This window comes from Pseudomonas sp. GW821-FHT07B01, assembly GCF_059419065.1.
The window spans coordinates 168102-192005 of record NZ_JBWKRA010000010.1 but is presented as its reverse complement, the minus strand read 5'-3'; the positions used below and the strand labels follow the sequence as shown (position 1 = coordinate 192005).

The 23904-nt window shown below is 61.2% G+C and carries 20 protein-coding genes; 1 reads left to right on the top strand and 19 read right to left on the bottom strand.

From position 1 onward, the window contains the following. Positions 1-201: 201 nt before the first annotated feature. The 3 genes from AC07S6_RS13865 to AC07S6_RS13855 form a co-directional block, all read right to left on the bottom strand. Complete coding sequence (locus AC07S6_RS13865) at positions 202-2691, bottom strand: TonB-dependent siderophore receptor (RefSeq protein ID WP_495112486.1); 2490 nt, start codon at positions 2689-2691, stop codon at positions 202-204. 104 nt (positions 2692-2795) lie between these two features. Then, positions 2796-3746, bottom strand: a complete 951-nt coding sequence (locus AC07S6_RS13860; RefSeq protein WP_054922239.1) for a FecR domain-containing protein — start codon at positions 3744-3746, stop codon at positions 2796-2798. Continuing rightward, positions 3733-4248 carry a sigma-70 family RNA polymerase sigma factor gene (locus AC07S6_RS13855; RefSeq protein ID WP_044273581.1) on the bottom strand — a complete coding sequence of 172 codons (516 nt, stop codon included), beginning with the start codon at positions 4246-4248 and terminating at the stop codon, positions 3733-3735. Before AC07S6_RS13855 ends, AC07S6_RS13860 begins: the two co-directional genes overlap by 14 nt. 169 nt (positions 4249-4417) lie before the next feature. Between AC07S6_RS13855 and AC07S6_RS13850 the strand changes: the two genes are divergently transcribed. Continuing rightward, positions 4418-5047 carry a LysE family translocator gene (locus AC07S6_RS13850; RefSeq protein ID WP_197883588.1) on the top strand — a complete coding sequence of 210 codons (630 nt, stop codon included), beginning with the start codon at positions 4418-4420 and terminating at the stop codon, positions 5045-5047. Between the two features lie 723 nt (positions 5048-5770). Here AC07S6_RS13850 and lpxC read toward each other — a convergent pair. The 16 genes from lpxC to mraZ all read right to left on the bottom strand — a co-directional run bounded on the left by lpxC (position 5771) and on the right by mraZ (position 23582). Then, entirely contained in the window at positions 5771-6682 is a 912-nt protein-coding gene (lpxC, locus tag AC07S6_RS13845; RefSeq protein WP_003171886.1) for a UDP-3-O-acyl-N-acetylglucosamine deacetylase, read from the bottom strand. Between the two features lie 112 nt (positions 6683-6794). After that, a complete protein-coding gene (gene ftsZ, locus AC07S6_RS13840) occupies positions 6795-7991 on the bottom strand; it encodes a cell division protein FtsZ (protein ID WP_014716977.1) in 1197 nt (398 codons plus the stop codon). A 75-nt stretch (positions 7992-8066) separates the two neighbouring features. Then, a complete protein-coding gene (gene ftsA, locus AC07S6_RS13835) occupies positions 8067-9329 on the bottom strand; it encodes a cell division protein FtsA (RefSeq protein WP_003188682.1) in 1263 nt (420 codons plus the stop codon). Between the two features lie 15 nt (positions 9330-9344). Continuing rightward, positions 9345-10214, bottom strand: a complete 870-nt coding sequence (locus AC07S6_RS13830) for a cell division protein FtsQ/DivIB (RefSeq protein WP_019816943.1) — start codon at positions 10212-10214, stop codon at positions 9345-9347. A 4-nt stretch (positions 10215-10218) separates the two neighbouring features. After that, positions 10219-11175: a D-alanine--D-alanine ligase gene (locus AC07S6_RS13825; RefSeq protein ID WP_014716974.1), complete on the bottom strand. Its 957-nt coding sequence runs from the start codon at positions 11173-11175 to the stop codon at positions 10219-10221. After that, the gene (gene murC / locus AC07S6_RS13820; RefSeq protein WP_020301253.1) at positions 11172-12617 is read right to left on the bottom strand and encodes a UDP-N-acetylmuramate--L-alanine ligase; all 1446 of its coding nucleotides are present in this window, start codon (positions 12615-12617) and stop codon (positions 11172-11174) included. Before murC ends, AC07S6_RS13825 begins: the two co-directional genes overlap by 4 nt. Then, positions 12610-13680 carry an undecaprenyldiphospho-muramoylpentapeptide beta-N-acetylglucosaminyltransferase gene (gene murG, locus AC07S6_RS13815; protein ID WP_003188675.1) on the bottom strand — a complete coding sequence of 357 codons (1071 nt, stop codon included), beginning with the start codon at positions 13678-13680 and terminating at the stop codon, positions 12610-12612. Before murG ends, murC begins: the two co-directional genes overlap by 8 nt. Then, positions 13670-14893 carry a putative lipid II flippase FtsW gene (gene ftsW, locus AC07S6_RS13810; protein WP_003188673.1) on the bottom strand — a complete coding sequence of 408 codons (1224 nt, stop codon included), beginning with the start codon at positions 14891-14893 and terminating at the stop codon, positions 13670-13672. The genes murG and ftsW overlap by 11 nt, the downstream gene beginning before the upstream one ends. Then, positions 14890-16236 (bottom strand): UDP-N-acetylmuramoyl-L-alanine--D-glutamate ligase, encoded by a 1347-nt coding sequence (gene murD, locus AC07S6_RS13805; protein ID WP_197880168.1) that lies wholly within the window; start codon positions 16234-16236, stop codon positions 14890-14892. Before murD ends, ftsW begins: the two co-directional genes overlap by 4 nt. Positions 16237-16242: 6 nt before the next feature. Then, positions 16243-17325, bottom strand: a complete 1083-nt coding sequence (gene mraY / locus AC07S6_RS13800; protein WP_490615362.1) for a phospho-N-acetylmuramoyl-pentapeptide-transferase — start codon at positions 17323-17325, stop codon at positions 16243-16245. Continuing rightward, positions 17325-18695, bottom strand: a complete 1371-nt coding sequence (locus tag AC07S6_RS13795) for a UDP-N-acetylmuramoyl-tripeptide--D-alanyl-D-alanine ligase (RefSeq protein ID WP_014716971.1) — start codon at positions 18693-18695, stop codon at positions 17325-17327. Before AC07S6_RS13795 ends, mraY begins: the two co-directional genes overlap by 1 nt. Next, entirely contained in the window at positions 18688-20151 is a 1464-nt protein-coding gene (locus tag AC07S6_RS13790; protein WP_495112485.1) for a UDP-N-acetylmuramoyl-L-alanyl-D-glutamate--2,6-diaminopimelate ligase, read from the bottom strand. Before AC07S6_RS13790 ends, AC07S6_RS13795 begins: the two co-directional genes overlap by 8 nt. Further along, on the bottom strand, positions 20151-21893 hold the full coding sequence (locus AC07S6_RS13785) for a peptidoglycan D,D-transpeptidase FtsI family protein (RefSeq protein WP_019816949.1): 1743 nt from the start codon (positions 21891-21893) through the stop codon (positions 20151-20153). Before AC07S6_RS13785 ends, AC07S6_RS13790 begins: the two co-directional genes overlap by 1 nt. Further along, positions 21893-22186 (bottom strand): cell division protein FtsL, encoded by a 294-nt coding sequence (gene ftsL / locus AC07S6_RS13780; RefSeq protein ID WP_003188663.1) that lies wholly within the window; start codon positions 22184-22186, stop codon positions 21893-21895. Before ftsL ends, AC07S6_RS13785 begins: the two co-directional genes overlap by 1 nt. Next, positions 22183-23130, bottom strand: a complete 948-nt coding sequence (rsmH, locus tag AC07S6_RS13775; protein WP_003188661.1) for a 16S rRNA (cytosine(1402)-N(4))-methyltransferase RsmH — start codon at positions 23128-23130, stop codon at positions 22183-22185. Before rsmH ends, ftsL begins: the two co-directional genes overlap by 4 nt. After that, entirely contained in the window at positions 23127-23582 is a 456-nt protein-coding gene (mraZ, locus tag AC07S6_RS13770) for a division/cell wall cluster transcriptional repressor MraZ (RefSeq protein WP_004371993.1), read from the bottom strand. Before mraZ ends, rsmH begins: the two co-directional genes overlap by 4 nt. Positions 23583-23904: the final 322 nt, after the last annotated feature.

The window sequence follows — 23904 nt, the reverse complement described above, 5'->3', positions numbered from 1 at the left end:
CACTTTAAATGTTCCTTCTTGTGTCATTTTGTTGACATTCCTTGTGCAAGAGGACCCGGTCTCGGGGTGTGATTTTGAGTGTAGGAACAAAAGTGTGAATTTTCCTGTTTGTCAGGAAACACTTTTTTGACGGGTCCCGGGGAGGCGTGGGAAAAGAGGGCGCAACGCACCAGGCGCGTGCCCTCAAGAGGATTGAGCGGGTTAAAAGGTGCCTTTCAGACTGACCGTTAAATTACGCGGTTCGCCATAAAAATTGCCCCATGAGGCTGTGCCGACGGTTTGGTAATAGTTTTTGTCGAAGAGGTTCTTGGCGTTAAGGGCGACGGTCCAGGTGTCATCTACGCGGTAGGCCAATCGTGCATCCCAAACCGTATAGCCGGCCTGTTCGAGCTTGAGGCCCTGCTGCATGCGATAGTTGCCGCTCTGGGCATTGACCCCCGTACCCACGCTCCATTTGGACAGCGCGCCATCCAGTTGGTAATCGCCCCACATGCGCAACATGTGGCGGGGTACATAGGTGTTGGACGCGCCTCCTTCGATAGCGGTATCAATGTTTTTCAGCGATTTGGTCTGAGTGTAGGTGTAGCCCCCCGAGACTTGCAGACGTTCGAGCAACTGGCCGCTGACTTCGGCTTCGACGCCCTGGGCGCGGACCTTGGCAGTGTCGGTATAGCAGTAGCCATCGGACGAAGTTGGGCAGAAACTCAGGAAGTCAGTCTCGGCGCCGTTTTTCTCTGTGGCCCGGAACAACGCTACGGAACTGTTGAGACGCCCGTCGAACCATTCGCCCTTGATACCCAGCTCGTAGTTGTCCCCCATCTTGGGCTTGAGTGCCGCGCCGTCGGCGGTGGCATAAGAGCTCTGCGGCTGGAAGATATCGGCGTAGCTGGCGTACAGGGAAAGGTGCTCGTCGAGGTCGTAGATCAGAGCGGCAAACGGCGTGACTTCACCGGATTCCTTGGTGCGCGCATCTTGCACGCTCCACTCGCCCCAACCCAGGGTGTTGGACTGCCGGCGGTTTTCGTACCAGCTCACACGGCTGCCCACGATCAACATCAAGGGCTCGGCCAGGCGCAGGCGCAAGGTGGCGTAAGTACCATACTGGGTAGCGGTTTCCTTGACCGTGCCACCGCGGTACATGTTTGGCCAGAAGGTGTCATTGGCCGGTTCGGGGAAGTGGTGGTCGGGCTGATAAATGCTCTGGCGCGTGGGCAGGTTCTGGATCGCGAATACGTCATCCTGGGTGCCTCGGCTGCCGTTGGCCCCAAGGATCAGTTCGTGTTCCAGCCCAAAGGCTTGGAACTTGCCATCGACGTAAGCGTCGAGGCCGAAGTCCTTGTGCTCATAGTCCATCAATGCTGCGTAGGAGTTGGCGGTGGGGCTTGGGGCGCCATAGGCGATGGTACCTTCGCTGGCGGCGTACTTGGTGTCTTGCAGGTTGCGGCTGTGCACAGCGGCGACTTTGATTTGCCAGTCGTCATTGAAGTGATGGGTGAGGTCAGCGAAGAACGTCGTGCGTCGGCTTTGCCAGTCGTTCCAGGATTGGCCCAGGCAGGTGGAACGGCTTAACCTGGCGCTCTTGCCATCGCTATAGCGCGGCAAGCCACCCCAACAGGGGCTGGCGTCGACGTCTTCGTAGCTGGCTCCCACGCCCAGGGTTGTGTCGGGGCTCAGGTCGACGTCCAGTGCGGTATAGAAGGCCTGGTCCTGGCGCTTGGAAATGTCCATGTAGGAGCCGCGATCCTGTTGGCTGAACGCCGCGCGGCCGCGCACGGTGCCGCTGTCATTGAGCGGGCCACCGGTATCGACGTCGGCGCGGTAGTTGTCCCAGGTGCCGGCGGACAGCATCAGGCTTGAGGTCGGGGTGGCCTGTGGCCGCTTGCGCACGAAGTTCACCGCACCGCTGGCCGTGCCGGCCCCCTTGAGCATGCCGGCTGCGCCTTTAAGTACTTCCACGCGATCATAGATCGCCATGTTGGCGCTGAAACTGTCCGCCTGCACATAGTCCTTGCCCATGTCCAGCGGTACGCCGTCGTACTGGTACTGGCCAAGCATCTTGAATCCACGGGAATAGAAATACTTGCCGCCCATGGGCGACTCGTAGGTGGTGATCCCCGGTGTACGTTCCATCACATCGTCGATGGTGGTGACATTCTGATCGTCCATCAATTGGCGGGTCATCACGCTAACTGACTGTGGCGTTTCCCGCAGGCTGTGTTGGCCTTTGCCGATGGTGACCGCGCCGGTAGTGTAGGAACCGGTGCCTTCGGTCAGGGCCCCCAGGCGTTGGCCGGTCACCGTGGTCGCGCTCAGGTTCAGGGCACCGGTGTCGACCATTTGCGGCAACAGCAGCCAGATATCATTGCCTTGGCGCTGGGCTTGCAGGCCCTGGCCGCGCAGTAACTGGCCCAAGGCCTGTTCTCGATCGAAGTTGCCGCTCAGGCCCGTGCTGGTTTTACCGGCAACGCTGGTGGCATCGTAGGACAAGCTGATGCCGGCCTGACGGGCAAATTGATCCAGTACCGAGGTAAGGGAGCCGGGGGCGATCGCCCATGCGCGAACCTGGGTATCAGCGCTAGCGGAGTCGGCCATCACGGCGAGCGGCAAGACGCCGCCGCCCAGGCAGGCGCCAAGGAGGGCAGCCTGCACCGCGTGTTTGAGTGGAGAACGTTTGGAGGGGAACGCTTGCATGACCGCGGGATGCTCCTGAAGGAAGTGGACAAACCGGCCTGTTGATCGGCCCTTCCTTACAGGTCGAATGGCAATGAGAATTCACCTCATTTATTTTTGGCCGGTCACACCCGAGCGGAGACGGTTACCCAGTAGCGGCTGCGGTAGGTCACATCGATCGCCAGCGATTGAGTGACCAACTTGAGCACCTGGTCGGTGTCCTCCAGTTGGTAAGTGCCCGACACCCGCAGCCCTGCCACGGCTTCGCTGCAACGCACCAACCCATTGCGATAGCGGCCCAGCTCGGCCAGGAAGTCGTCCAGGCGCATGTTGTGGGCGCTGATCACGCCGTCACTCCAGGCCCAGGGGTCCAGGCCGTTATTGGGGGAAGGGCGAATGCCGCTACGGTTGAACATCACCTGTTCGCCTGGCTTGATCACCTGGCGTGCGGCGCCGTCATGGCGATCGGCAAACACCGCTACCGCACCCTGTTGCACGGCCAGCAGGGTACCTTGGGGTTCTTCGCGCACCAGCAAGCGCGTGCCGACGGCGCGCAGGTAACCGTCGCGGGTATGCACCCACAGCGGGCGGTGGTCGGCGCCGGTATTGATCAATATTTCACCCTGGCGCAGGTTCACCAGCCGTTGTTCGGCGCTGGAGGTAATGTCGACGGCACTGGCGCTGTTGAGCTGGACTTTGCTGCCATCCTCCAATGTTACCCAGCGCCGCTCGCCAGTGGCGGTGCGGTAGTCCGCCATCAAGGCAGGCAGGGGCGTGTAGTCGCGGCCCAGCCAGGCTAAACCTGCGGCGCCGGCAAACAGCCCGAGCAGTTTCAGGCTTTCACGACGGCTGATGTGCTGGCGTGCGCCGTCGAGTGCATGGCGACTGACATGCGCTGGCAAGTGGTTGAAATCGTCATTCAGGGTGGCGACCCGTTGCCAGGCCTGTTGATGCGCCTCGCTGGTGTGCAGCCACTGGTCAAAGGCCGCGGTGCTGGCGTCGTCGGCGGTGTTGTAGCGCAGCTTGATCATCCATTGGATGGCCTGGTCGACCAGGTGCGAGTCAGGAGTCGGCATAGCGCAACCGGTAACAGGCGTGCAGCGCCTTGGACAGGTCGCGTTCCACCGTGGCCTTGGACACGCCCAGGCGCAAGGCGATCTGCGGGCAGGTCAGGCCGTCCAATTGGGCCAACAGGAACGCCTCGCGCACCCTCGGCTTGAGCTGGTCGAGCAAACGGTCAATGCGCTCCAGGCTGTCGAGGATCAGCCGCTTTGTTTCTTCGCTCGGCACCTCTACTTGCGGGAAGTGCGCCAGGCTCTCCAGGTAGGCGCGTTCCAGTTCGCGGCGCCGGTATTGGTCGATCATCAAGCTGCGCGCGATGCTGCTCAGATACGCGCGCGGCTGCTGCAAAGTCTGTTGCTGGCGCGCGTTGAGCAGGCGCACGAAGGTGTCCTGCGCGAGGTCAGCCGCGCGCTCTTGGCAGCCCGTGCGCCGGCTCAGCCAGCCTCGCAGCCAGGAATGGTGGGCTTGGTATAGCTGGCCGATGGCAGCAGGGTCCAGTGGGTGATCGCTCGACATGGTCATCCTGGCGCAGCAGGCTTAATTGATAATGTTTCGCATTCTAGACGTTGGTCGTGGCATTCAGCAATCACTGGGTTCGCTGCGTGAGCAATGTATCCAGCACAATTTTTTGTAGGGCCTGCAAGCGCCGATTAATCTGGATTTTTTCCCAGCGGACGGTTCAACCATGATCAGCCTCGTCACACTTGGTGTTTTTTCCGGCGCTGTGTTGCTGTTGCTGCTGTCACCGGGGCCGAACATGGCGTTTGTCATCAGCCAGGGTGTCGCCCATGGCTGGCGCGGCGGCGTTGCTTCGGCCCTGGGCATTGGCGTGGCCGACCTATTGCTGACGGCATTGACCGCCATGGGGGTGACGGCGTTGGTTGCCAGTTGGCCGCCGGCATTCGACCTGATCCGTTATGCGGGCGTGATTTACCTGCTGTGGCTGGCTTTCAAAACTTTGCAAAAACGCCCCCGTCTGGACACCGCTGACGTCGGCCGCGTGGTGTTGGGCCGGGTGTTTCTGCAGGCCATGTTCAACAGTTTGCTCAACCCCAAGGCGTTATTGTTTTTCATGGTGTTCCTGCCACAGTTTGTGCGGCCCGAGGCGGGGGCCATTGCCTTGCAACTGATGGTGCTGGGCGGCGTGCTGACGTTGATCGCGAGCGTGTTTCACATGCTATTGGGCCTGTTTGGCGGGGCGCTCAGTCGTTTCTTCGCCAAACGCACCAAAAGCGCTTGGCTGCAGAAGTGGGGCTTGGCAGCGGTGCTGACGGCGTTGGCCGTGCGCTTGGCGGTGATGTCACGTCCTGCCTGAATGACAGGCGGGAAGCCAAGCAAGTTTCTTTGTGGCGGGGGAGCTTGCTCCCGCAACGGCCCGACAGCCGATGCTCATCTACCAGACACCCCGCAATCCAACTGTGGGAGCTGGCTTGCCTGCGATGGCGGCCTGCCAGCCGACGCCTATCTACTTGGCACCCCGCAATCAAACTGTGGGAGCGGGCTTGCTCGCGAAGGCGGCCTAACAGGCGACGCAGTTATACCGAGAGCATATCCATTCCTGCGGTAACGGCTACTTAGGGTTCCGCCCTGACGGCGGCTCACTTTCGAAAAGCGCGAAAGTAAGCAAAGCGCTCTTGCCCCACCACTCGGCACCTCGCTTAGGCTCGGTGTGCCCGTAATCCGCCAGTGATTTGGGGGGCCGCCGCCACGCGCCATCCATGGCGCGGGGCGGCTAAACCGGCATCCCTGCCGGTTTACCCCCCAAATCCCTGTCGAATTCCGGCCAGCGTGGTTTAACGGGGCGCCTAAGATCAAAAGCAGATCAAGATCAAGAGCGGCTCGCTTCGCATCGTGATTACCGTTGAGCTAACAGAGTTATGTAGATACCTATGCTGCGATGGCGGTGGGTCAGCTACCTATAAGCTAACTGGCAGGCCGCTATCGCAGGCAAGCCAGCTCCCACATTTGGATATTCGTCAGGCATAAAAAAAGGCCACCCGAAGGCAGCCTTTCAAAACTAAAGAAAGAGAGTTGTTACTTACACCGCCGCAACGGGACGCATGTAAGAGATCGGTGCGGTGCTGGCATCTTCGAAGGTCACGACTTCCCAAGCGTCTGTCTGCTCAATCAACTTGCGCAGCAGCTGGTTGTTAAGGGCGTGGCCCGACTTGAAGCCTTTGAACTCGCCTATCAGGCTATTGCCCAGCAGGTAGAGGTCACCGATTGCATCGAGGATCTTGTGCTTCACGAATTCGTCTTCGTAGCGAAGGCCGTCTTCGTTCAGTACACCATCCGCGTCGACCACAATGGCGTTTTCCACGCTGCCGCCGAGTGCGAGGTTGTGCTTGCGCAGGTACTCGATGTCACTCATGAAACCAAAGGTACGGGCGCGGCTGACTTCTTTTACAAACGAAGTGCTGGAAAAATCCACGCTTGCACTTTGGGTGCGGTCACGGAATACCGGGTGATCGAAATCGATCTCAAAGCTCACTTTAAAGCCTTCGAACGGGACGAAGGTGGCGCGCTTGTCGCCGTCTTCTACTGTCACTTCCCGCAGAATGCGAATGAACTTCTTGGCTGCGTCCTGTTCTTCCAGGCCGGCAGATTGAATCAAGAATACGAAGGGTCCAGCGCTGCCATCCATGATCGGGACTTCGGACGCGGAGAGCTCGACGTAGGCGTTATCGATGCCCAGGCCAGCCATGGCCGAGAGCAAGTGCTCCACCGTGTCCACTTTGACGTCACCGTTGACCAGAGTGGTCGACATCGTGGTTTCGCCAACGTTTTCCGCGCGAGCAGGAATCTGCACCACAGGGTCCAGGTCGGCACGAACAAACACGATGCCGGTGTCGACAGGTGCGGGCTTGAGGGTCAGGTATACCTTCTCCCCGGAGTGCAGACCTACACCTGTGGCACGGATAATATTCTTCAGGGTGCGTTGTTTAATCATGGCTTGGACCGCTTCAGCGCAAATTGCGAACTGGTATCAACAAAGGCTGGCGATAATAACAGACCAGACCTTTGCTGAACACCAATCACCTTCATAGCCCTGATACATTCCATTAATCGGCCTGACGACGCAGGAATGCCGGGATGTCCAGGTAGTCCAGGTCATCTTGCGGATTCGGGCTACGGGACGCCGCAGCACCGGCCTGAGCCTGGTTGCGCATCACGGTCGGACGGTCCAGGTCACGGTAGTTCACCGACGGCAGTTCCTGGCGAGCAGGGGCTGGGGCAGCAGTTGCCTGGCTGGCCTGGCTAGTGTGCAGGGTGTTGTCGATGACCTTTACAGGCTTCTCGATTTTCGCACCCAGGCCGGTCGCAACCACGGTTACATGCAGTTCGTCGCGCATGTCCGGATCGATAACGGTACCCACCTTGACCATGGCGTGCTCGGACGCGAAGGCTTCGATGATGCTACCCACGTCGGAGTACTCACCCAGGGACAGGTCGGGACCGGCGGTGATGTTCACCAGGATGCCGCGTGCGCCTTGCAGGTTCACGTCTTCGAGCAACGGGTTGCGGATGGCCGCTTCGGTGGCCTCGCGTGCACGGTTCGGACCGCTGGCGCAGCCAGTGCCCATCATCGCCATGCCCATTTCGCTCATGACCGTACGAACGTCGGCAAAGTCGACGTTGATCATGCCCGGACGCTTGATGATGTCGGAGATACCGCGAACGGCACCGGCCAGTACATCGTCAGCCTTGGCGAACGCAGACAGCAGGCTTGCGTCCTTGCCCAGGATGGTCAGCAGTTTCTCGTTGGGGATGGTGATCAACGAGTCGACGCTTTCAGACAGCAGACGGATACCTTCGTCGGCGATCTGCATGCGCTTGCGGCCTTCGAACGGGAACGGACGCGTCACGACAGCAACGGTCAGAATCCCCATTTCCTTGGCCACTTCGGCAATGATCGGTGCAGCACCGGTACCGGTACCGCCGCCCATGCCGGTGGTGATGAACACCATGTTGGTGCCTTGCAGCACTTCGGCAATACGCTCGCGGTCTTCCAGGGCGGCTTGACGGCCGACTTCCGGATTGGCGCCAGCGCCGAGGCCTTTGGTCACCGCGGTGCCCAATTGCAGGATGGTCCGGGCGCCGATGCTTTTGAGCGCCTGGGCATCAGTGTTGGCGCAGATGAACTCAACGCCTTCAATGTTGCTCTTGACCATGTGGTTGACAGCGTTGCCGCCGCCACCGCCGACACCGATTACTTTGATAACCGGGCTAGCGGGGATGTTGTCTACGAGTTCGAACATGTTCCCTCTCCTTTCATTTTCTCTAGTTTTTTCGCCTACTGCTTATTGCGGGTGTTGCGGTGTCGCGGTAAATCTTTAGAAATTGCCTTTTACCCAAGCCTGCAGCCGCTCGAACAACGGCGCTTTCGCCTCGTCGTCGCTGCGGTAGCTGTCACGGATGCTCGGGCCCGACAGGGAAATGCCGTCGGTCTGCTTTTGCAGCCCGTACAACAGCAAGCCCACACCGGTGGAATAAATCGGGTTACGCACCACGTCGCCCAAGCCCTTCACGCCATGGGGCACGCCCAGGCGCACCGGCATGTGGAAGATTTCCTCGGCCAATTCGACCGCGCCTTCCATCTTCGAGGTGCCACCGGTCAGCACGATGCCGGCCGGGATCAAATCTTCGTAGCCGCTGCGGCGCAGTTCAGCCTGGATCAGGGTGAACAGTTCGTCGTAGCGTGGCTCGACCACTTCGGCCAGGGCCTGGCGCGACAGCTCGCGGGGTGGACGATCACCCACGCTTGGCACCTTGATGGTCTCACCGGCACCGGCCAGCTTGGCCAGGGCGCAGGCGTAGCGGATCTTGATTTCTTCGGCGTACTGGGTCGGTGTGCGCAACGCCATGGCGATGTCGTTGGTGACCTGGTCGCCAGCAATCGGGATCACGGCGGTGTGACGGATCGCACCCTCGGTGAAGATCGCGATGTCGGTGGTGCCGCCGCCAATGTCCACCAGGCACACGCCCAGCTCTTTTTCGTCGTCAGTCAGGACCGAGTAGGCCGAGGCCAACTGCTCGAGAATGATGTCGTCGATTTCCAGGCCGCAGCGACGCACGCATTTTTCAATGTTCTGTGCGGCGTTGACGGCGCAGGTCACTACGTGGACCTTGGCTTCCAGGCGAACGCCCGACATGCCCAGGGGCTCGCGCACGCCTTCCTGGTTGTCGATCACGTAGTCCTGCGGCAGGGTGTGCAGCACGCGCTGGTCCGCCGGGATCGCCACGGCCTGGGCAGCGTCGAGGACGCGCTCAAGGTCGGCCGAGCTGACTTCACGGTCGCGGATCGCCACGATGCCGTGGGAGTTCAGGCTGCGGATGTGGTTGCCTGCCACGCCGACGAACGCCGAGTGAATCCGGCAACCGGCCATCAGCTGCGCTTCTTCGATGGCGCGCTGGATCGACTGCACGGTGGACTCGATGTTCACCACCACGCCCTTCTTCAGGCCCCGGGACGGATGCGTGCCAATACCGACGATTTCGATCGCGCCGTCTTCCCCGACCTCGCCCACCAGCGCCACCACCTTGGAGGTGCCGATATCGAGACCGACGATCATTTTGCCGCTTTGCACGTTTGCCATGGGTCCTGCCTCTTCTTAATTCTTCGCGACAGCGGGTTGTGCTGCCGTGGGCGCAGCCGGTGTACGCCAGCCGACGGCCAGGCCGTTGGCGTAACGCAGGTCGACGCTCGCAATGTTCGTAATCTGTTCTTTCAAGGTTTTTTCATAGATGGCAATAAAGCGGCGCATCTTTTCCACCAAGCGGTCGCGTCCCAGCAACAACTCGATGCCCGGGCCGGAACTGCCTGCCCCGGTCGTCAAAAACCAGCTGCCCCGCTCACGCAATTCCAGGCGTGCAATGGAGAAGCCCAGTGGCCGCAGCATCTGGCTCAAGGCCTGGTACTGCTGCATCACTTGCTGCTGCGCCCGCTGCGGCCCGAACAGCTGCGGCAGGTGTTCATAGTTGGCCAGCTCACGCGGAGTGAACGCCTGGCCCTGGTTGTTCAACAGCGCTTCATCGCCCCAACGGGCCACGGGCAGTTGTTCTTCCAGGCGGATCGTGACCTGGTCCGGCCATACCCGGCGAACTTCGGCGTGGGCGATCCACGGCATCTGCTCCAGCTCCGAGCGCATGCCAGCCAGGTCGATGGTAAAGAAGCTCGCCGCCAGGTATGGGCCGATGCGCTGCTGTACCGCTTGCTGGCTGATGTAGCTCAAGTCGCCCTGCACGCTGATCTTGGTGATCGGCCGGTCGGCATACGGCAACAGACGCTGCGCGCCTTCGTACGTGCCAAAGCCCAGCACCACCAGCAGCACCGGCCAGAACAGCGCCTTGATAAAACCAAAGTTGGCTTTTGGCAGGCGCGCCGACATCGGCTCTTTAGCCACCATTCGGCTTGCTCCCCGTGGCACCGGCTTGCGGCTCGGTGCTTGTGGGGGCTGATGACGAAGCGATGCGCCGTTCATGTGTTTAGCCTCTTGGCTCAATGCTGTCGGCCAGGATCGCCAGCACTAACTGCTGGAAATCCAGACCGGCGGCACGGGCTGCCATGGGAACCAGGCTGTGGTCGGTCATGCCCGGTGCGGTGTTGACTTCAAGGAACCAGAAATTCCCTTGGTCATCCTGCATCACGTCTGCCCGCGCCCAACCGGCGATACCCAGCGCCTCACAGGCTTTCGCCGTGAGGTCCATCAATTCCTGTTCCTTGGTTGCTTCGAGCCCACACGGGATCCGGTACTGAGTATCGGAAGCCAGGTACTTGGCGTCGTAGTCATAAAAGGTGTGGGGCGTGCCCAAAGCGATGGGCGGCAATACCTGGCCACGCAGGGTGGCGATGGTGTACTCGGGACCGGAAATCCACTGTTCCACCAACACTTGCGAATCGTAGGTACTTGCCGCTTTCCATGCGTCGATCAATTCGGCGGCCGAGTTCACTTTGGCCATGCCGATACTGGAGCCTTCATGGGCTGGTTTGACGATCAAAGGCAGGCCCAGTTCCTTGGCCGCAGAAATACAATCGTCTTCACTGCACAGTACGGCGTGACGTGGGGTCGGAATGCCCAGGCTGTGCCACACCTGCTTGGTGCGCAACTTGTCCATCGCCAAGGCCGACGCGAGGATGCCGCTGCCGGTGTAAGGGATGCCGGCGCATTCGAGCAGGCCCTGCATGCTGCCGTCTTCACCGCCGCGGCCGTGAAGAATTAGAAAGGCACGGTCGATCTTCTCGGCCTGCAGGCGGGCAAGGAAGTCATCGCCCACATCGATACCGAAGGCATTCACGCCAGCACTTTGCAGCGCCTCAAGCACCGCATTGCCGGACTTGAGCGACACTTCGCGCTCGGCGCTCTTGCCGCCGAACAACACGGCCACGCGACCGAAGTCGGCAGGCGCAAGGGTGGAAAACAGGGAGCCGTAATCAGTGGTCATTTCGACTTCCCCTTGGCGGCTGCAAACAGCGGGCTCGCCAGCAATTTGGGCGCAAGGCCACCGATATCACCGGCGCCCTGGCACAGCAGGATGTCACCGGCACGCAGCAGCGGCTTGACGATAGGCGCCAGGTCCACGCCACGCTCGATGTAGATCGGGTCCAACTGGCCGCGCTGGCGGATGCTGTTGCACAGCTTGCGGCTGTCAGCGCCCGGGATCGGTTCTTCACCGGCCGGGTAGACTTCCATCAGCAGCAGCACGTTGGCATCGGCCAGTACATTGACGAAATCGTCGTACAGGTCGCGGGTGCGGCTGTAGCGGTGCGGCTGGTACACCATCACCAGCCGGCGCTCCGGCCAGCCGCCGCGCACGGCCTTGATAACGGCCGCAACTTCGGTCGGGTGGTGGCCGTAGTCGTCCACCAGCATCACGTCACCACCTTCAACCGGCAGTTGGCCGTAGACCTGGAAGCGACGGCCCACACCGGCAAAGCGCGACAGGCCCTCGACGATGGCTTCATCGCTGACGCCTTCATCGGTGGCAATGCAGATGGTCGCCAAAGAGTTCAGCACGTTGTGGTTGCCCGGCATGTTCACCGACACGTCCAGCGGCTCGCGATCGGGGCGCAGCACGGTGAAGAAGGTTTGCATGCCTTCCTGGCGCACATTGATTGCGCGCACGTCGGCGTCTTCGCTGAAGCCGTAGGTCACGGTAGGGCGTTTGACCTGGGGCAGGATTTCACGCACCACCGGGTCGTCCAGGCACACCACCGCCAACCCGTAGAACGGCAGGTTGTGCAGGAAGTCGACGAAGGTTTTCTTCAACTTGTTGAAGTCGCCATCGTAGGTCGCCATGTGGTCTTCGTCGATGTTGGTGACGACGGCAACCAGCGGTTGCAGGTGCAGGAAGCTCGCGTCACTTTCATCGGCTTCGGCGATCAGGTAGCGGCTGGTACCCAGTTGGGCATTGGTGCCAGCTGCATTCAGGCGGCCACCGATGACGAAGGTCGGGTCCAGGCCACCGGCGGCGAACACCGAGGCGATCAGGCTGGTGGTGGTGGTCTTGCCATGGGTACCGGCGACGGCGATGCCGTGGCGATAGCGCATCAGCTCGGCGAGCATCTCGGCACGCGGTACCACAGGGATACGGCGCTCAAGGGCGGTGGCCACTTCCGGGTTGGACGTGTTCACGGCGCTGGACACCACCAGCACGTCAGCCTCGGCGGCGTTCTCGGCACGGTGGCCGATGAAGATCTGTGCGCCAAAGGACTTCAGGCGCTCGGTGACCGGCGACTCTTTCAAGTCCGAGCCGGACACCTGGTAGCCCAGGTTCAGCAACACTTCGGCAATCCCGCACATGCCCACGCCACCGATACCGACGAAGTGAATACGACGGATACGGCGCATCTCGGGTTGCGGCATGGCTTTCTGATTCTCAACCATGGGCCACCTCCAGGCAGATATCGACCACGGTGCGGGTTGCGTCAGGTTTGGCCAGGCGGCTTGCGGTGCTCGCCATGCTGTTGAGTCGTTCCGGTTGCATCAAAACCTCGGTCAGGCGTGCGGCCAAATCGGCGGCGCCAGTCGTTCTTTGCGGCAGCAGGAAGGCAGCGCCCTCCCCGGCCAAATATTCGGCGTTACGGGTCTGGTGATCGTCGATGGCATGGGGCAAAGGCACCAGCAAGGACGGCAGACCGGCGGCCGCCAGTTCACTGACGGTCAGCGCACCAGCACGGCAGACCACCAGGTCGGCCCAGCCATAGGCTTGGGCCATGTCTTTGATGAAGGGCTGTACATTGGCCTCTACACCGGCCTCGCGATAACGCGCGGCGGTGACTTCATCGTGGTTCTTGCCGGCCTGGTGGAAGATCTCCGGGCGCACATCCTCAGGAAGTTGCGCAACGGCTTCAGGCAGCAATTTATTCAGTGGCTCGGCACCCAGGCTTCCGCCCAGGATCAGCAGGTGAGCCTTGCGCCCCGCCAGCGCGTCACGCGCAATGGCCATGAACAGTTCGGTACGCACCGGGTTACCGGTGGTGCGAAGCTTGTCGGAGGCGGCGAAGGTTTTCGGAAAGGCTTCACACACCCGCGCGGCCAATGGCACCAGCAGGCGGTTGGCGGTACCGGCGACGGCGTTCTGTTCATGGACGATCACCGGCACGCCCGCGAGTTTCGCCGCAACGCCACCAGGGCCGGTCACATAACCACCAAAGCCAAGCACACACACCGGCTTCAACTCGCGAATGATCTTGCGCGCCTGCATGACCGCCTTGAGCAACACGAACGGCGCCTTGAGCAATGACAACTTGCTCTTGCCGCGCAACCCGGTGACGTTGATCAAATGCAGCGGCAAACCGGCATTGGGCACCAATTCGTTTTCGATGCCACGAGGCGTACCCAGCCAGTGCACGGTGTAGCCACGGTTCTGGAATTCACGGGCGCAGGCCAGGGCCGGGAACACATGCCCCCCGGTACCGCCCGCCATGATCAGCACGTTAGCGCCCATGAGTCGGCTCCTCGGCGAAGTCGCTCTCGCTGAACTCCATCTCTTCGCTGCCCAGGTGGGTGCGACTCTCCCACTCGATACGCAGCAACAACCCGAGACAGGCGCAGCAAATCACCAACGAACTGCCGCCATAACTGAGGAACGGCAAGGTCAGGCCCTTGGTCGGCAGCAGGCCGACGTTCACGCCGATGTTGATCAGGAACTGGCCGATCCACAGGAAGGCCAACCCATAGGCAACGTAGGCGGCGAAGAACTGCTTGGCCTTCTCGGCCCACAAGCCGATGTACATGGCGCGCACACAGACGAATACAAACAGAGCCACGGTGCACAGCGAGCCCACCACACCCAACTCTTCGGCCAATACCGAGAACACGAAGTCGGTGTGGGCTTCCGGCAGGTAGAACTGCTTCTGCACACTGTTGCCCAGGCCCACACCCAGCCACTCGCCGCGACCGAAGGCGATCAGCGCCTGGGTCAACTGGTAGCCGGAGCCGAACTGGTCGGACCAGGGGTCGGTAAAGGTGATCAAACGCGCCATCCGGTAGGGTTGCGCCTGCACCAGGATGGTCACCGCCGCGACGGCCAGCACCACCATCAAGGTGAAGCGGAACAGCCCGACACCACCCAGGAACAGCATCGCGGCGGCGGCGCCCATCATCACCACCGTGGCGCCGAAGTCGGGCTCCATCAGCAGCAGGCCAGCCATGGGCAGCAGCACGATGAACGGCTTGAAGAAGCCCATCCAGCTTTCGCGTACTTCTTTCTGACGGCGCACCAGGTAACCGGCGAGGTAGATCACCACGAACACCTTGGCAATTTCCGAAGGCTGCACGTTGAACGCGCCGAAGCCGATCCAGCGCATCGAACCGTTCACCTCGCGGCCAATGCCCGGGACGATCACCATGACCAGCAAGCCGAACGCACCGATCAGCATCAGCCAACCCAGTCGCTGCCAGGTGGCAATCGGAATCATCATGGTGACGATGCAGGCGCCCAGGCCGATCACCAGGTACACCAGGTGGCGGATCATCATGTACAGCGTGTTGCCCGACTGCACGGCGGCCACTTCGGAGGACGCTGAAGTGATCATCACCAGGCCCAGGCCGAGCAGCGCCAGGCAACCGGCGAGCATTGGGAAATCAAGGTCAATGCCGCGCCCGGTAATGATCGGCGACGGGTATGGCTTGATGATGTTTCTCAGGTTGAGGCTCATGCCAAAGCCTCCACGGCGCGGGCGAACAGTTGGCCGCGCTCTTCATAGTTCTTGAACATGTCGAAGCTGGCGCAGGCGGGCGACAGCAACACCGCATCGCCAGGCTGGGCCAGGGCTTTGCACTGGGCAATGGCGTCGTTCAGGGAAGCTGCGCGTACTTGCGGTACAGCGTCACCGAGGGCGGCGGCGATCAGGTCCGAATCGCGGCCCATCAGCACCACGGCGCGGCAATGGGCGGCCACTGGCGCTTTAAGGTCCTTGAAGTCGGCACCCTTGCCATCACCACCGGCGATCAGCACCAGCTTGCCGTCGATATCGGCCCCCAGGCCTTCGATGGCCGCCAGGGCTGCACCGACATTGGTGGCTTTGGAGTCGTTGTAATAGCTGACGTCATTGAGGTCGCGCACCCACTGGCAGCGATGCTCAAGCCCGGCAAAGGTGCGCAGGCTCGCGAGCATGGCGTCGAACGGCAGGCCAACCGCGTGACCGAGCGCCAAGGCCGCCAGGGCATTGGACTGGTTGTGTGCGCCACGGATTTTCAGTTCGCGTACCGGCATCAGGTTCTGGAATTCGAACGCCAGGTACTTCTCGCCGTTCTCTTCACGAATGCCGAAGCCTTTGAAGTCCGGTTTGCCCAGGCCGAAGGTCCAGCAGGGCATGCCCTCGCCTATCAGCGGACGGCTCAGGGCATCCTGACGATTGACGACAAATTGCCTGGCGCCACGGAAGATCCGGTGCTTGGCCAGGTGATAAGCCGGCAGGCCGCTGTAGCGGTCCATATGGTCTTCGCTGACGTTCAATACCGTCGCCACTTCAGCGCCCAGGTCGTGGGTGGTTTCCAGCTGGAAGCTCGACAACTCCATCACGTACAACTCGACGTCGTCGCTGAGCAAATCCAGTGCCGGCACGCCAAGATTGCCGCCGACGGCCACACGCTTGCCCGCCGCAGCCGCCATCTCGCCGACCAGAGTGGTGACGGTGCTTTTCGCATTGGAGCCGCTGATGGCCACGATCGGCGCCTTCGCGTTGCGTGCGAACAGGTCGATATCGCCAGACAGCTTCACGCCACGGGCCGCAGCCGCTTGCAGGGCCGGTGTCGCCAGGGCCAGGCCCGGGCTCACGTAGAGCTCGTCGGCACGGCACAGAAACTCGACATCCAGCTCGCCACAACGCACTTCCACGTGCGGGTAGTCACGGCGCAGCGTGACCAGCTCCGGTGGATTTTCCCGCGTATCGGCCACGGCAAACGACGTGCCCCGGTTCGCCAGGAAGCGAACCAGGGACATGCCGCTCTTGCCGAGGCCGACAACGATGCGGAAGTGGTCTGAAGCGATCAGGGACACTCGTTTCTACCTCAGTTTCAGGGTGGCAAGGCCGACCAGTACCAGAATCACGGTGATGATCCAGAAGCGGACAATCACGCGTGGCTCAGGCCAGCCCTTGAGTTCAAAGTGGTGGTGAATCGGCGCCATGCGGAACACACGACGCCCGGTCAACTTGAAGGACGCCACCTGGATGACCACCGACAGGGTTTCCATCACGAACACACCGCCCATGATGAACAGCACGATTTCCTGGCGAACGATCACCGCGATGGTGCCCAAGGCTGCGCCCAGCGCCAGTGCGCCGACGTCGCCCATGAAGACTTGTGCCGGGTAGGTGTTGAACCACAGGAACCCCAGGCCGGCACCGATCAAGGCGCCGCAGAACACGATCAACTCACCGGCGCCCGGTACATAAGGGATCAGCAGGTATTCAGCGAATTTCACGTTACCGGAGAGGTAGCAGAAGATGCCGAGCGCGCCGCCCACCATCACCGTCGGCATGATCGCCAGGCCGTCAAGGCCATCGGTCAGGTTCACCGCGTTGCTGGAGCCGACGATAACGAAGTAGGTCAGCACCACAAAACCGACACCCAGTGGGATGCTCACATCCTTTAGCATCGGGATGATCAAGGTGGTTTCCACGGCACTTGGCGCGGTGGTGTACAGGAAGATCGCGGCGGCCAGGCCGAACACCGACTGCCAGAAATACTTCCAGCGGCTTGGCAGCCCCTTGGAGTTTTTCTCGATCACTTTGCGGTAGTCATCCACCCAGCCGATGGCACCGAACAGCAGGGTCACCAGCAGCACCACCCACACGTAGCGGTTATGCAGGTCGGCCCAGAGCAAGGTGCTGACGCCAATGGACGACAGGATCAGCGCGCCGCCCATGGTCGGAGTGCCAGACTTGGACAGGTGCGACTGCGGGCCGTCGTTACGAACCGATTGACCAATTTGCAGGTTCTGCAGGGTGCGGATCATCCACGGCCCTAAAAACAGCGACAAACACAGCGCGGTCAGCACACCCAGAATCCCGCGCAGGGTCAGGTACTGGAAGACCGCGAAGCCTTTGTGGAACTGTTGCAGATACTCAGCCAGCAGCAGCAGCATTAATGTTTCTCCGTACTTGAGCCACACAAGGCTGCGACGACGTTTTCCATCACCGCGCTGCGCGATCCCTTGATCAAAATGGTTGTGTGTTTGTCATGTTCAGCCGCCGTCAACGCCTGGATCAGCTCGGCCTGGCTTGCGAAATGCCGCGCGCCAGGGCCGAAAGCGTTGACCGCATGGGCCATGTTCGTGCCAACGGCGTAGAGCGCATCCACTTTGCCGGCGGCATAGGCGCCGACTTCACGGTGGCCTTGTTCAGCCCAATCGCCCAACTCGCCGATATCGCCCAGCACCAGCACCTTGCGCCCATCGAAGCCTGTGAGCAGGTCCACAGCGGCATTGATGGAGGACGGGTTGGCGTTGTAAGTGTCATCAATCACGCGCATGCCGTTGCCAGCCAGTTGCGCCACAGTGCGGCCCTTGACCGGCTGCACCGCGCCCAGGCCCGTGGCAATGCCGAACAGCGACACACCCAGGGCATGGGCGGCAGCGGCGGCGGCCAAGGCGTTGGCGACGTTATGGTTGCCCAGCAGGTTCAACTGCACGTGCTCATCACCTTGCGGAGTGTGCAAGGTGAAGGACGGGCAGCCACGGGCATCGACATTGATGTTGGAAGCGTGAAAATCGGCTGCGGCATTCAGCACTGCAAACGTCAGGACCTTGCGACCGGCGGCGCGTACACGCCAGGTCTCGAACGCCTTGTCATCCAGGTTCAGTACCGCAGTGCCCGAGGCGTCGAGGCCCTCAAGGATTTCGCCCTTGGCTTCGACGATTTTTTCCGGGCCGCCGAACTCACCAACATGGGCGGTACCGGCGTTGTTGATGATCGCCACGTGAGGCTGGGTCAGCGCCACGGTATAGGCGATTTCGCCGATGCGCGAAGCCCCCAGTTCAATCACTGCCGCCGTGTGTTCCGGGGCCAGTTCGAGCAGGGTCAGCGGTGCGCCGAAATCATTGTTCAGGTTGCCACGGGTCGCGAGTACCGGCCCGCGCGTACGCAAGACGCCAGCAAGCAGTTCCTTGACCGTGGTCTTGCCGCTGGAACCGGTAATGGCCGCCACCGGCTTATCAAAAGCAGCACGGTTAAGCGCACCCAGTTGGCCCAGGGCCAGGCGGGTGTCGGCTACCAGCAATTGCGGCAAGGCAGAATCGGCCACTTCACGCTGCACCAAGGCACCGACGGCACCTTTGGCGGCAACGTCGTTGAGGTAGTCGTGACCATCGAAACGCGGGCCGGCCAGGGCGACAAACAGCTGCCCCGGCTGGATGTTACGACTGTCGATACTGACGCCGGTGAATGTGCAGTCGCTCGACAGCACACGGGCCGACAGGGCCTGGGCCAGTTCGCTGAACGTCATCGCCTTAAGCATGGGCGACCTCCCAGCCGGTCAGGGCGTGATCCGCCTCGACCAGATCGGAGAAGGCATGGCGCTCACCGTTGATTTCCTGATAGTCCTCGTGGCCTTTACCCGCGAGCACCACGACGTCGTCCGCGCCGGCACTGGCGATCAGTTGGGCAATGGCGGCGCCGCGACCAGCCACAAACGTGACCTTGGAGGCGTCTTTGAAACCGACACGGATGTCGTCGAAAATCTGGCTCGGGTCTTCGCTGCGCGGGTTGTCGTCGGTGACAAGTACGCCGTCGGCCAAACGCTCGACAATTTCGGCCATCAACGGGCGCTTGCCGCGATCGCGATCACCGCCGCAACCGAACAAGCACAGCAGTTTGCCTTTGGCATGTGGGCGCAGGGCTTCGAGGACTTTTTCCAGGGCATCCGGTGTGTGGGCGTAATCGACCACCACCAGCGGTTGCGTGCCGCCACCCAGGCGCTGCATGCGACCGGCCGGGCCTTCCAGCTTCGGCAGTACCCGCAGGATTTCATCCAGGGCGTAGTCCAGGCCCAGTAATGCACCGATAGCGGCGAGCACGTTGCTCAGGTTGAACCGCCCGAGCAAGGTGCTGCGCAAGTGGTGCTCGCCCTGCGGCGTCACCAATGTGGCGCGCACGCCTTCATCATTGAATTGGGCTTCGCGGCAATACAGGTAGGCACTGGCATCTTGCAGGCTATAGCTGATCAGGCGTGCGTCGCTCCCTTCGCCCGCCAGTTGGCGGCCGAATGCGTCGTCGAGGTTGACCACCCGGCACTTCAGGTCATTCCAGGCAAACAGCTTGGCCTTGGCGGCGGCGTACGCCTCCATGGTGCCGTGGTAGTCGAGGTGGTCGCGGGACAGGTTGGTCATCACGGCCACGTCAAAGGCCAGCGCGGTGACACGCCCTTGGTCCAGGCCATGGGAAGACACTTCCATGGCTACCGCCTTGGCGCCGGCTTTTTTCAGGTCGGCCAGGCTCGCTTGTACGGCAATCGGGTTTGGCGTGGTGTGCAGGCCGCTTTGCAGCGCGCCATAGAAACCGGTGCCCAGGGTGCCGACGATGCCGCAGTGCTGACCCAGCAGGTCCAAAGCCTGGGCAACCAATTGGGTCACGCTGGTCTTGCCGTTGGTGCCAGTCACGCCAACCAGGTTGAGTTGGCGGCTCGGGTCACCGTAGAAACGCCCGGCGATGTCGGACAACTGCGCTGCCAGGCCCTTGACCGGAATCAACGGCACATCGGTGATCGGCAGCACGGTGGCGCCTTCCACTTCATAGGCGACCGCAGCCGCACCGCGTTGCAGGGCATCGGCGATATGCGCACGGCCATCGAGCTTGCCGCCAGGTACCGCCAGGAACAGGTCACCGGCGCGTACATTACGGCTATCCAGCGTCAGCTCACGAATCAGCAGATCGTGGCCGGCATGGGCAAAAATCTTGTTCAGGCTAAGAGACATCAGCCGCGCCCTCCATTGGCTTTGACAGCGGCAGCCGGTGGACCAGCGTTGGCTTGTTGCGTCGGCGGCAGGTTGTCCGGCGTGATATTCATCAAGCGCAGGGTGCCGGACATCACTTTGCTGAACACCGGCGCCGAAACCAGGCCACCGAAGTAGCCGGCTTTACTAGGCTCGTCGATGACCACGACGATGGCATAGCGTGGGTCGCTCATCGGGCCGAAGCCGGCGAACAACGAACGGTAGGAGTTTTCGGCATAGCCCTTGGTGCCCACCGAAGTCTTACGCGCCGTACCGGACTTGCCAGCAACGTGGTACGCCGGCACCTGGGCGCGGAATACGCCACGCGGTGCCTCGATCACTTGTTGCAGCATGCCTTGCATGGTCTTGGCGACGTTTTCCGGGATCACTTGGGTGGCTTTTGGCGCTTCGTCGACGTGGATCAGACTGAGCGGAACCATACGGCCGTTATTGGCCAATACCGAGAACGCGTGGGCCAACTGGATGGCGGTCACCGACAGGCCGTAGCCGTAGGACAGCGTGGCAGTCTCGGCTTTTCTCCACTCGCGGTAGTTCGGCAGGTTACCGACCCGCTCGCCCGGGAAGTCGAGGCCGGTGGGTTGCCCCAGGCCGATCTTTTGCGCCAGGTGATAGATGGTCTCGCCGCCGATATCGAAAGCAACCTTGCTCATGCCGACGTTACTGGAGTTGATCAGGATGCCGGTCAGGTCCAGCACTGGCCCCTCGGTGCGGGACACGTCACGAATGGTGTACTTGCCCAACTGCAAGGTGCCTGGGTAAACCTCGACCTTGTCGCTGGGTTTCCAGCGGCCGGTTTCCAGGGCAGCGCTCATGGAGATGGCTTTCATGGTCGAGCCCGGCTCGAACACGTCGATCATCGCGCGGTTACGCATCATCGCCGGCTGCAGGTTGCGACGGTTGTTCGGGTTGTAGGTCGGCTGGTTGACCATGGCGAGGATCTCGCCGGTCTTCACGTCCATGATCACCAGGCTGCCGGCCTTGGCGCCGTTCTCGATGATCGCGTTACGCAGTTCGCGGTTGGCCAGGTATTGCAGGCGCAAATCGATCGACAACGCCAGAGGCTTGCCGGCCTTGGCGTTTTTGGTGACCTGGACATCCTTGATCAGTCTGCCGCGCCGATCCTTGATGACCTGCCGCTTGCCGGGAACACCGGCCAGCCATTCGTCGTAGGCCAGTTCGACACCTTCGCGACCATGGTCATCGATATCGGTAAAGCCGACCATATGCGCGGTGGTTTCACCGGCCGGGTAGAAACGACGAAACTCCTCGATGCCGTAGACACCGGGGATTTTAAGGTCGAGCACTTGCTGGCCTTGCTCAGGGGTAAGCCCGCGCACCAGGTAGATGAATTCTTTGTTGGCCTGGGCTTCCAGGCGCTCGGTCAGGGCCTTGCGGTCTTGCCCCAGGGCAGCGGCCAGTTCAGGCCACTTGTCCTTGGCAACTTGCAGTTCCTTGGCGTTGGCCCACAGGGTCGTCACCGGGGTACTGACGGCCAGAGGCTCGCCGTTACGGTCGGTGATCAGGCCGCGGTGCGCAGGAATCGGGATGTGCCGCAGGCTGCGGGCGTCACCCTGGCCGATCAGGAAGTCGCGGTCGACGACCTGCAGGTCGAAGATGCGCCAGACGATCGCGCCCACCATCAATGCCAGCAAGCCGAGCATCAGGCGAAAGCGCCATGGGTAGAGTGCCCCTTCGAGTTTCATCATGGCGCCACCATGCGAACTTCAGCCGCGCCTGGGATGTGCATCTTCAACTGTTCGGTAGCCAGCACTTCGATACGGCTGTGGGCCGTCCAGGTGCTTTGCTCAAGAATCAACCGGCCCCATTCTGCCTGGGCTTTGTCGCGCACGCTCAATTCCCCGTAAAGGGTATTGAGCAACTGACGGTTCCAGTGGGCGCTGTAGGACACCGCTATCGCGGACACCAGCACGCCGACAAACAGCAGCAACATAAAGAAGCTGCCGCCCGGGAGGGGCTTGGCGAAAAGCTTGCTCACCGCAATTTCTCCGCAACACGCATGACGGCGCTACGGGAACGTGGGTTGGCCTTGAGTTCGGCTTCGGAAGCGAACTGCGCTTTGCCATGGATTTTGATTTTCGGCACGAAGGCTTCGAAACGCACCGGCAGGTTACGCGGCAGGTTATCGGACTCGCCCTTGACCAGGCGACGCATGAACAGTTTGACGATGCGGTCTTCCAGGGAGTGGAAGCTGATCACCACCAGGCGACCGCCCACTTCCAAAGCATCCAGAGCGGCTTCGAGGCCGGCTTCCAGATCGCCCAATTCGTTGTTGACGTGGATACGCAGGCCCTGGAACGCGCGGGTAGCCGGGTTCTTGCCCTTTTCCCAGGCAGGGTTGGCCACTTTCAGCACTTCGGCCAGGTCAGCGGTGCGTTCGAACGGCTGGATTTCGCGGCGCTCGACCACGGCACGCGCCATTCGACCGGCGAAGCGCTCTTCACCGTATTCCTTGAACACACGGGCGATTTCTTCTACCGGCGCGGTGGCGATGAATTGTGCGGCACTGACCCCACGGGTAGGGTCCATGCGCATGTCGAGGGGGCCGTCGTTCATGAAGCTGAAGCCGCGCTCCGGGTCATCGAGCTGTGGCGAAGACACGCCCAGGTCGAGCAGAACCCCGGCCACCTTGCCCGCCATGCCGCGTTCGGCAACTTCGGCCCCCAGCTCGGCAAAGCTGCGCTGCACAACGACAAAGCGGCCGTCTTCGGCCGCTAGCGCTTGCCCGGTGGCAATCGCTTGAGGGTCTTTGTCGAACCCAAGGAGTTTGCCGTCGGACCCGAGCTGGCTGAGTATCAACCGGCTATGCCCGCCCCTGCCGAATGTGCCATCGACATAGCAGCCATCGGCACGTACGGCGAGAGCCTCGACGGCTTCGTCAAGCAGTACGGTGATGTGGTTAAAGCCGCTATCAATAGTCACAGGATCAAATCACGCAGTTCATCAGGCATGGCGCCCGGTTGTTGAATAGCAGCCAGGTCCGCTGCAGACACAGCATCCCAGGCATCTTCGTCCCACAATTGGAACTTGTTCAGTTGGCCAACCAGCATTGCGCGCTTGTCGAGCCTGGCGTACTCGCGCAGTCGCGGCGGCACCAGGAAACGACCGCTGCCATCGAGTTCAAGGTCGACGGCATTACCGATCAGCAAACGCTGGAGGCGGCGGTTTTCTTCACGCAATGAAGGCAGCGCGCGCAACTTGGTTTCAATCAACTCCCACTCATCGAGAGGGTAAACACACAAACAGGGGTCAACGGCGTCAATCGTGATGATTAACTGCCCTGAACTTCGCGAAATGAGCTCGTCACGATACCGGCTCGGCATGGCGAGACGGCCTTTTGCATCGAGACTGATAGCGTTAGCTCCGCGAAACACAGATGCGTTTCTCCAAATTTTAGCGTTTTACGTTCAAAAAACCCACTTTGTGCCACTTTCCGCCACTTGCGCACACTATAGGAATGCGCCCACCACACCGTCAAGGCGCGTATTCAAGGAAAAGCCTTACAGAACGGAGATTTAGGAGTGCAAAAGGAGGAGAAACGAGAGTTTGGCGATGTTTTTGACTCAACAACGGCATATAGCTCAGAGAGCTAGAGGCTAAAGTTAAAGTAATTTATTAAGAGTAAGATTTTTTTGGTATTACGAAGATGCATCTGCCAATGATTTGGCAGGGAGGGATTCTTGCGTTACTACCGGG

Bases quoted from the DNA above. Each gene is read 5' to 3' on its own strand.
- AC07S6_RS13865 (WP_495112486.1), bottom strand. From the start codon at position 2,691: ATGCAAGCGTTCCCCTCCAAACGTTCTCCACTCAAACACGCGGTGCAG.
- AC07S6_RS13860 (WP_054922239.1), bottom strand. From the start codon at position 3,746: ATGCCGACTCCTGACTCGCACCTGGTCGACCAGGCCATCCAATGGATG.
- AC07S6_RS13855 (WP_044273581.1), bottom strand. From the start codon at position 4,248: ATGTCGAGCGATCACCCACTGGACCCTGCTGCCATCGGCCAGCTATAC.
- AC07S6_RS13850 (WP_197883588.1), top strand. From the start codon at position 4,418: ATGATCAGCCTCGTCACACTTGGTGTTTTTTCCGGCGCTGTGTTGCTG.
- lpxC (WP_003171886.1), bottom strand. From the start codon at position 6,682: ATGATTAAACAACGCACCCTGAAGAATATTATCCGTGCCACAGGTGTA.
- ftsZ (WP_014716977.1), bottom strand. From the start codon at position 7,991: ATGTTCGAACTCGTAGACAACATCCCCGCTAGCCCGGTTATCAAAGTA.
- ftsA (WP_003188682.1), bottom strand. From the start codon at position 9,329: ATGGCAAACGTGCAAAGCGGCAAAATGATCGTCGGTCTCGATATCGGC.
- AC07S6_RS13830 (WP_019816943.1), bottom strand. From the start codon at position 10,214: ATGAACGGCGCATCGCTTCGTCATCAGCCCCCACAAGCACCGAGCCGC.
- AC07S6_RS13825 (WP_014716974.1), bottom strand. From the start codon at position 11,175: ATGACCACTGATTACGGCTCCCTGTTTTCCACCCTTGCGCCTGCCGAC.
- murC (WP_020301253.1), bottom strand. From the start codon at position 12,617: ATGGTTGAGAATCAGAAAGCCATGCCGCAACCCGAGATGCGCCGTATC.
- murG (WP_003188675.1), bottom strand. From the start codon at position 13,680: ATGGGCGCTAACGTGCTGATCATGGCGGGCGGTACCGGGGGGCATGTG.
- ftsW (WP_003188673.1), bottom strand. From the start codon at position 14,893: ATGAGCCTCAACCTGAGAAACATCATCAAGCCATACCCGTCGCCGATC.
- mraY (WP_490615362.1), bottom strand. From the start codon at position 17,325: ATGCTGCTGCTGCTGGCTGAGTATCTGCAACAGTTCCACAAAGGCTTC.
- AC07S6_RS13795 (WP_014716971.1), bottom strand. From the start codon at position 18,695: ATGCTTAAGGCGATGACGTTCAGCGAACTGGCCCAGGCCCTGTCGGCC.
- AC07S6_RS13790 (WP_495112485.1), bottom strand. From the start codon at position 20,151: ATGTCTCTTAGCCTGAACAAGATTTTTGCCCATGCCGGCCACGATCTG.
- AC07S6_RS13785 (WP_019816949.1), bottom strand. From the start codon at position 21,893: ATGAAACTCGAAGGGGCACTCTACCCATGGCGCTTTCGCCTGATGCTC.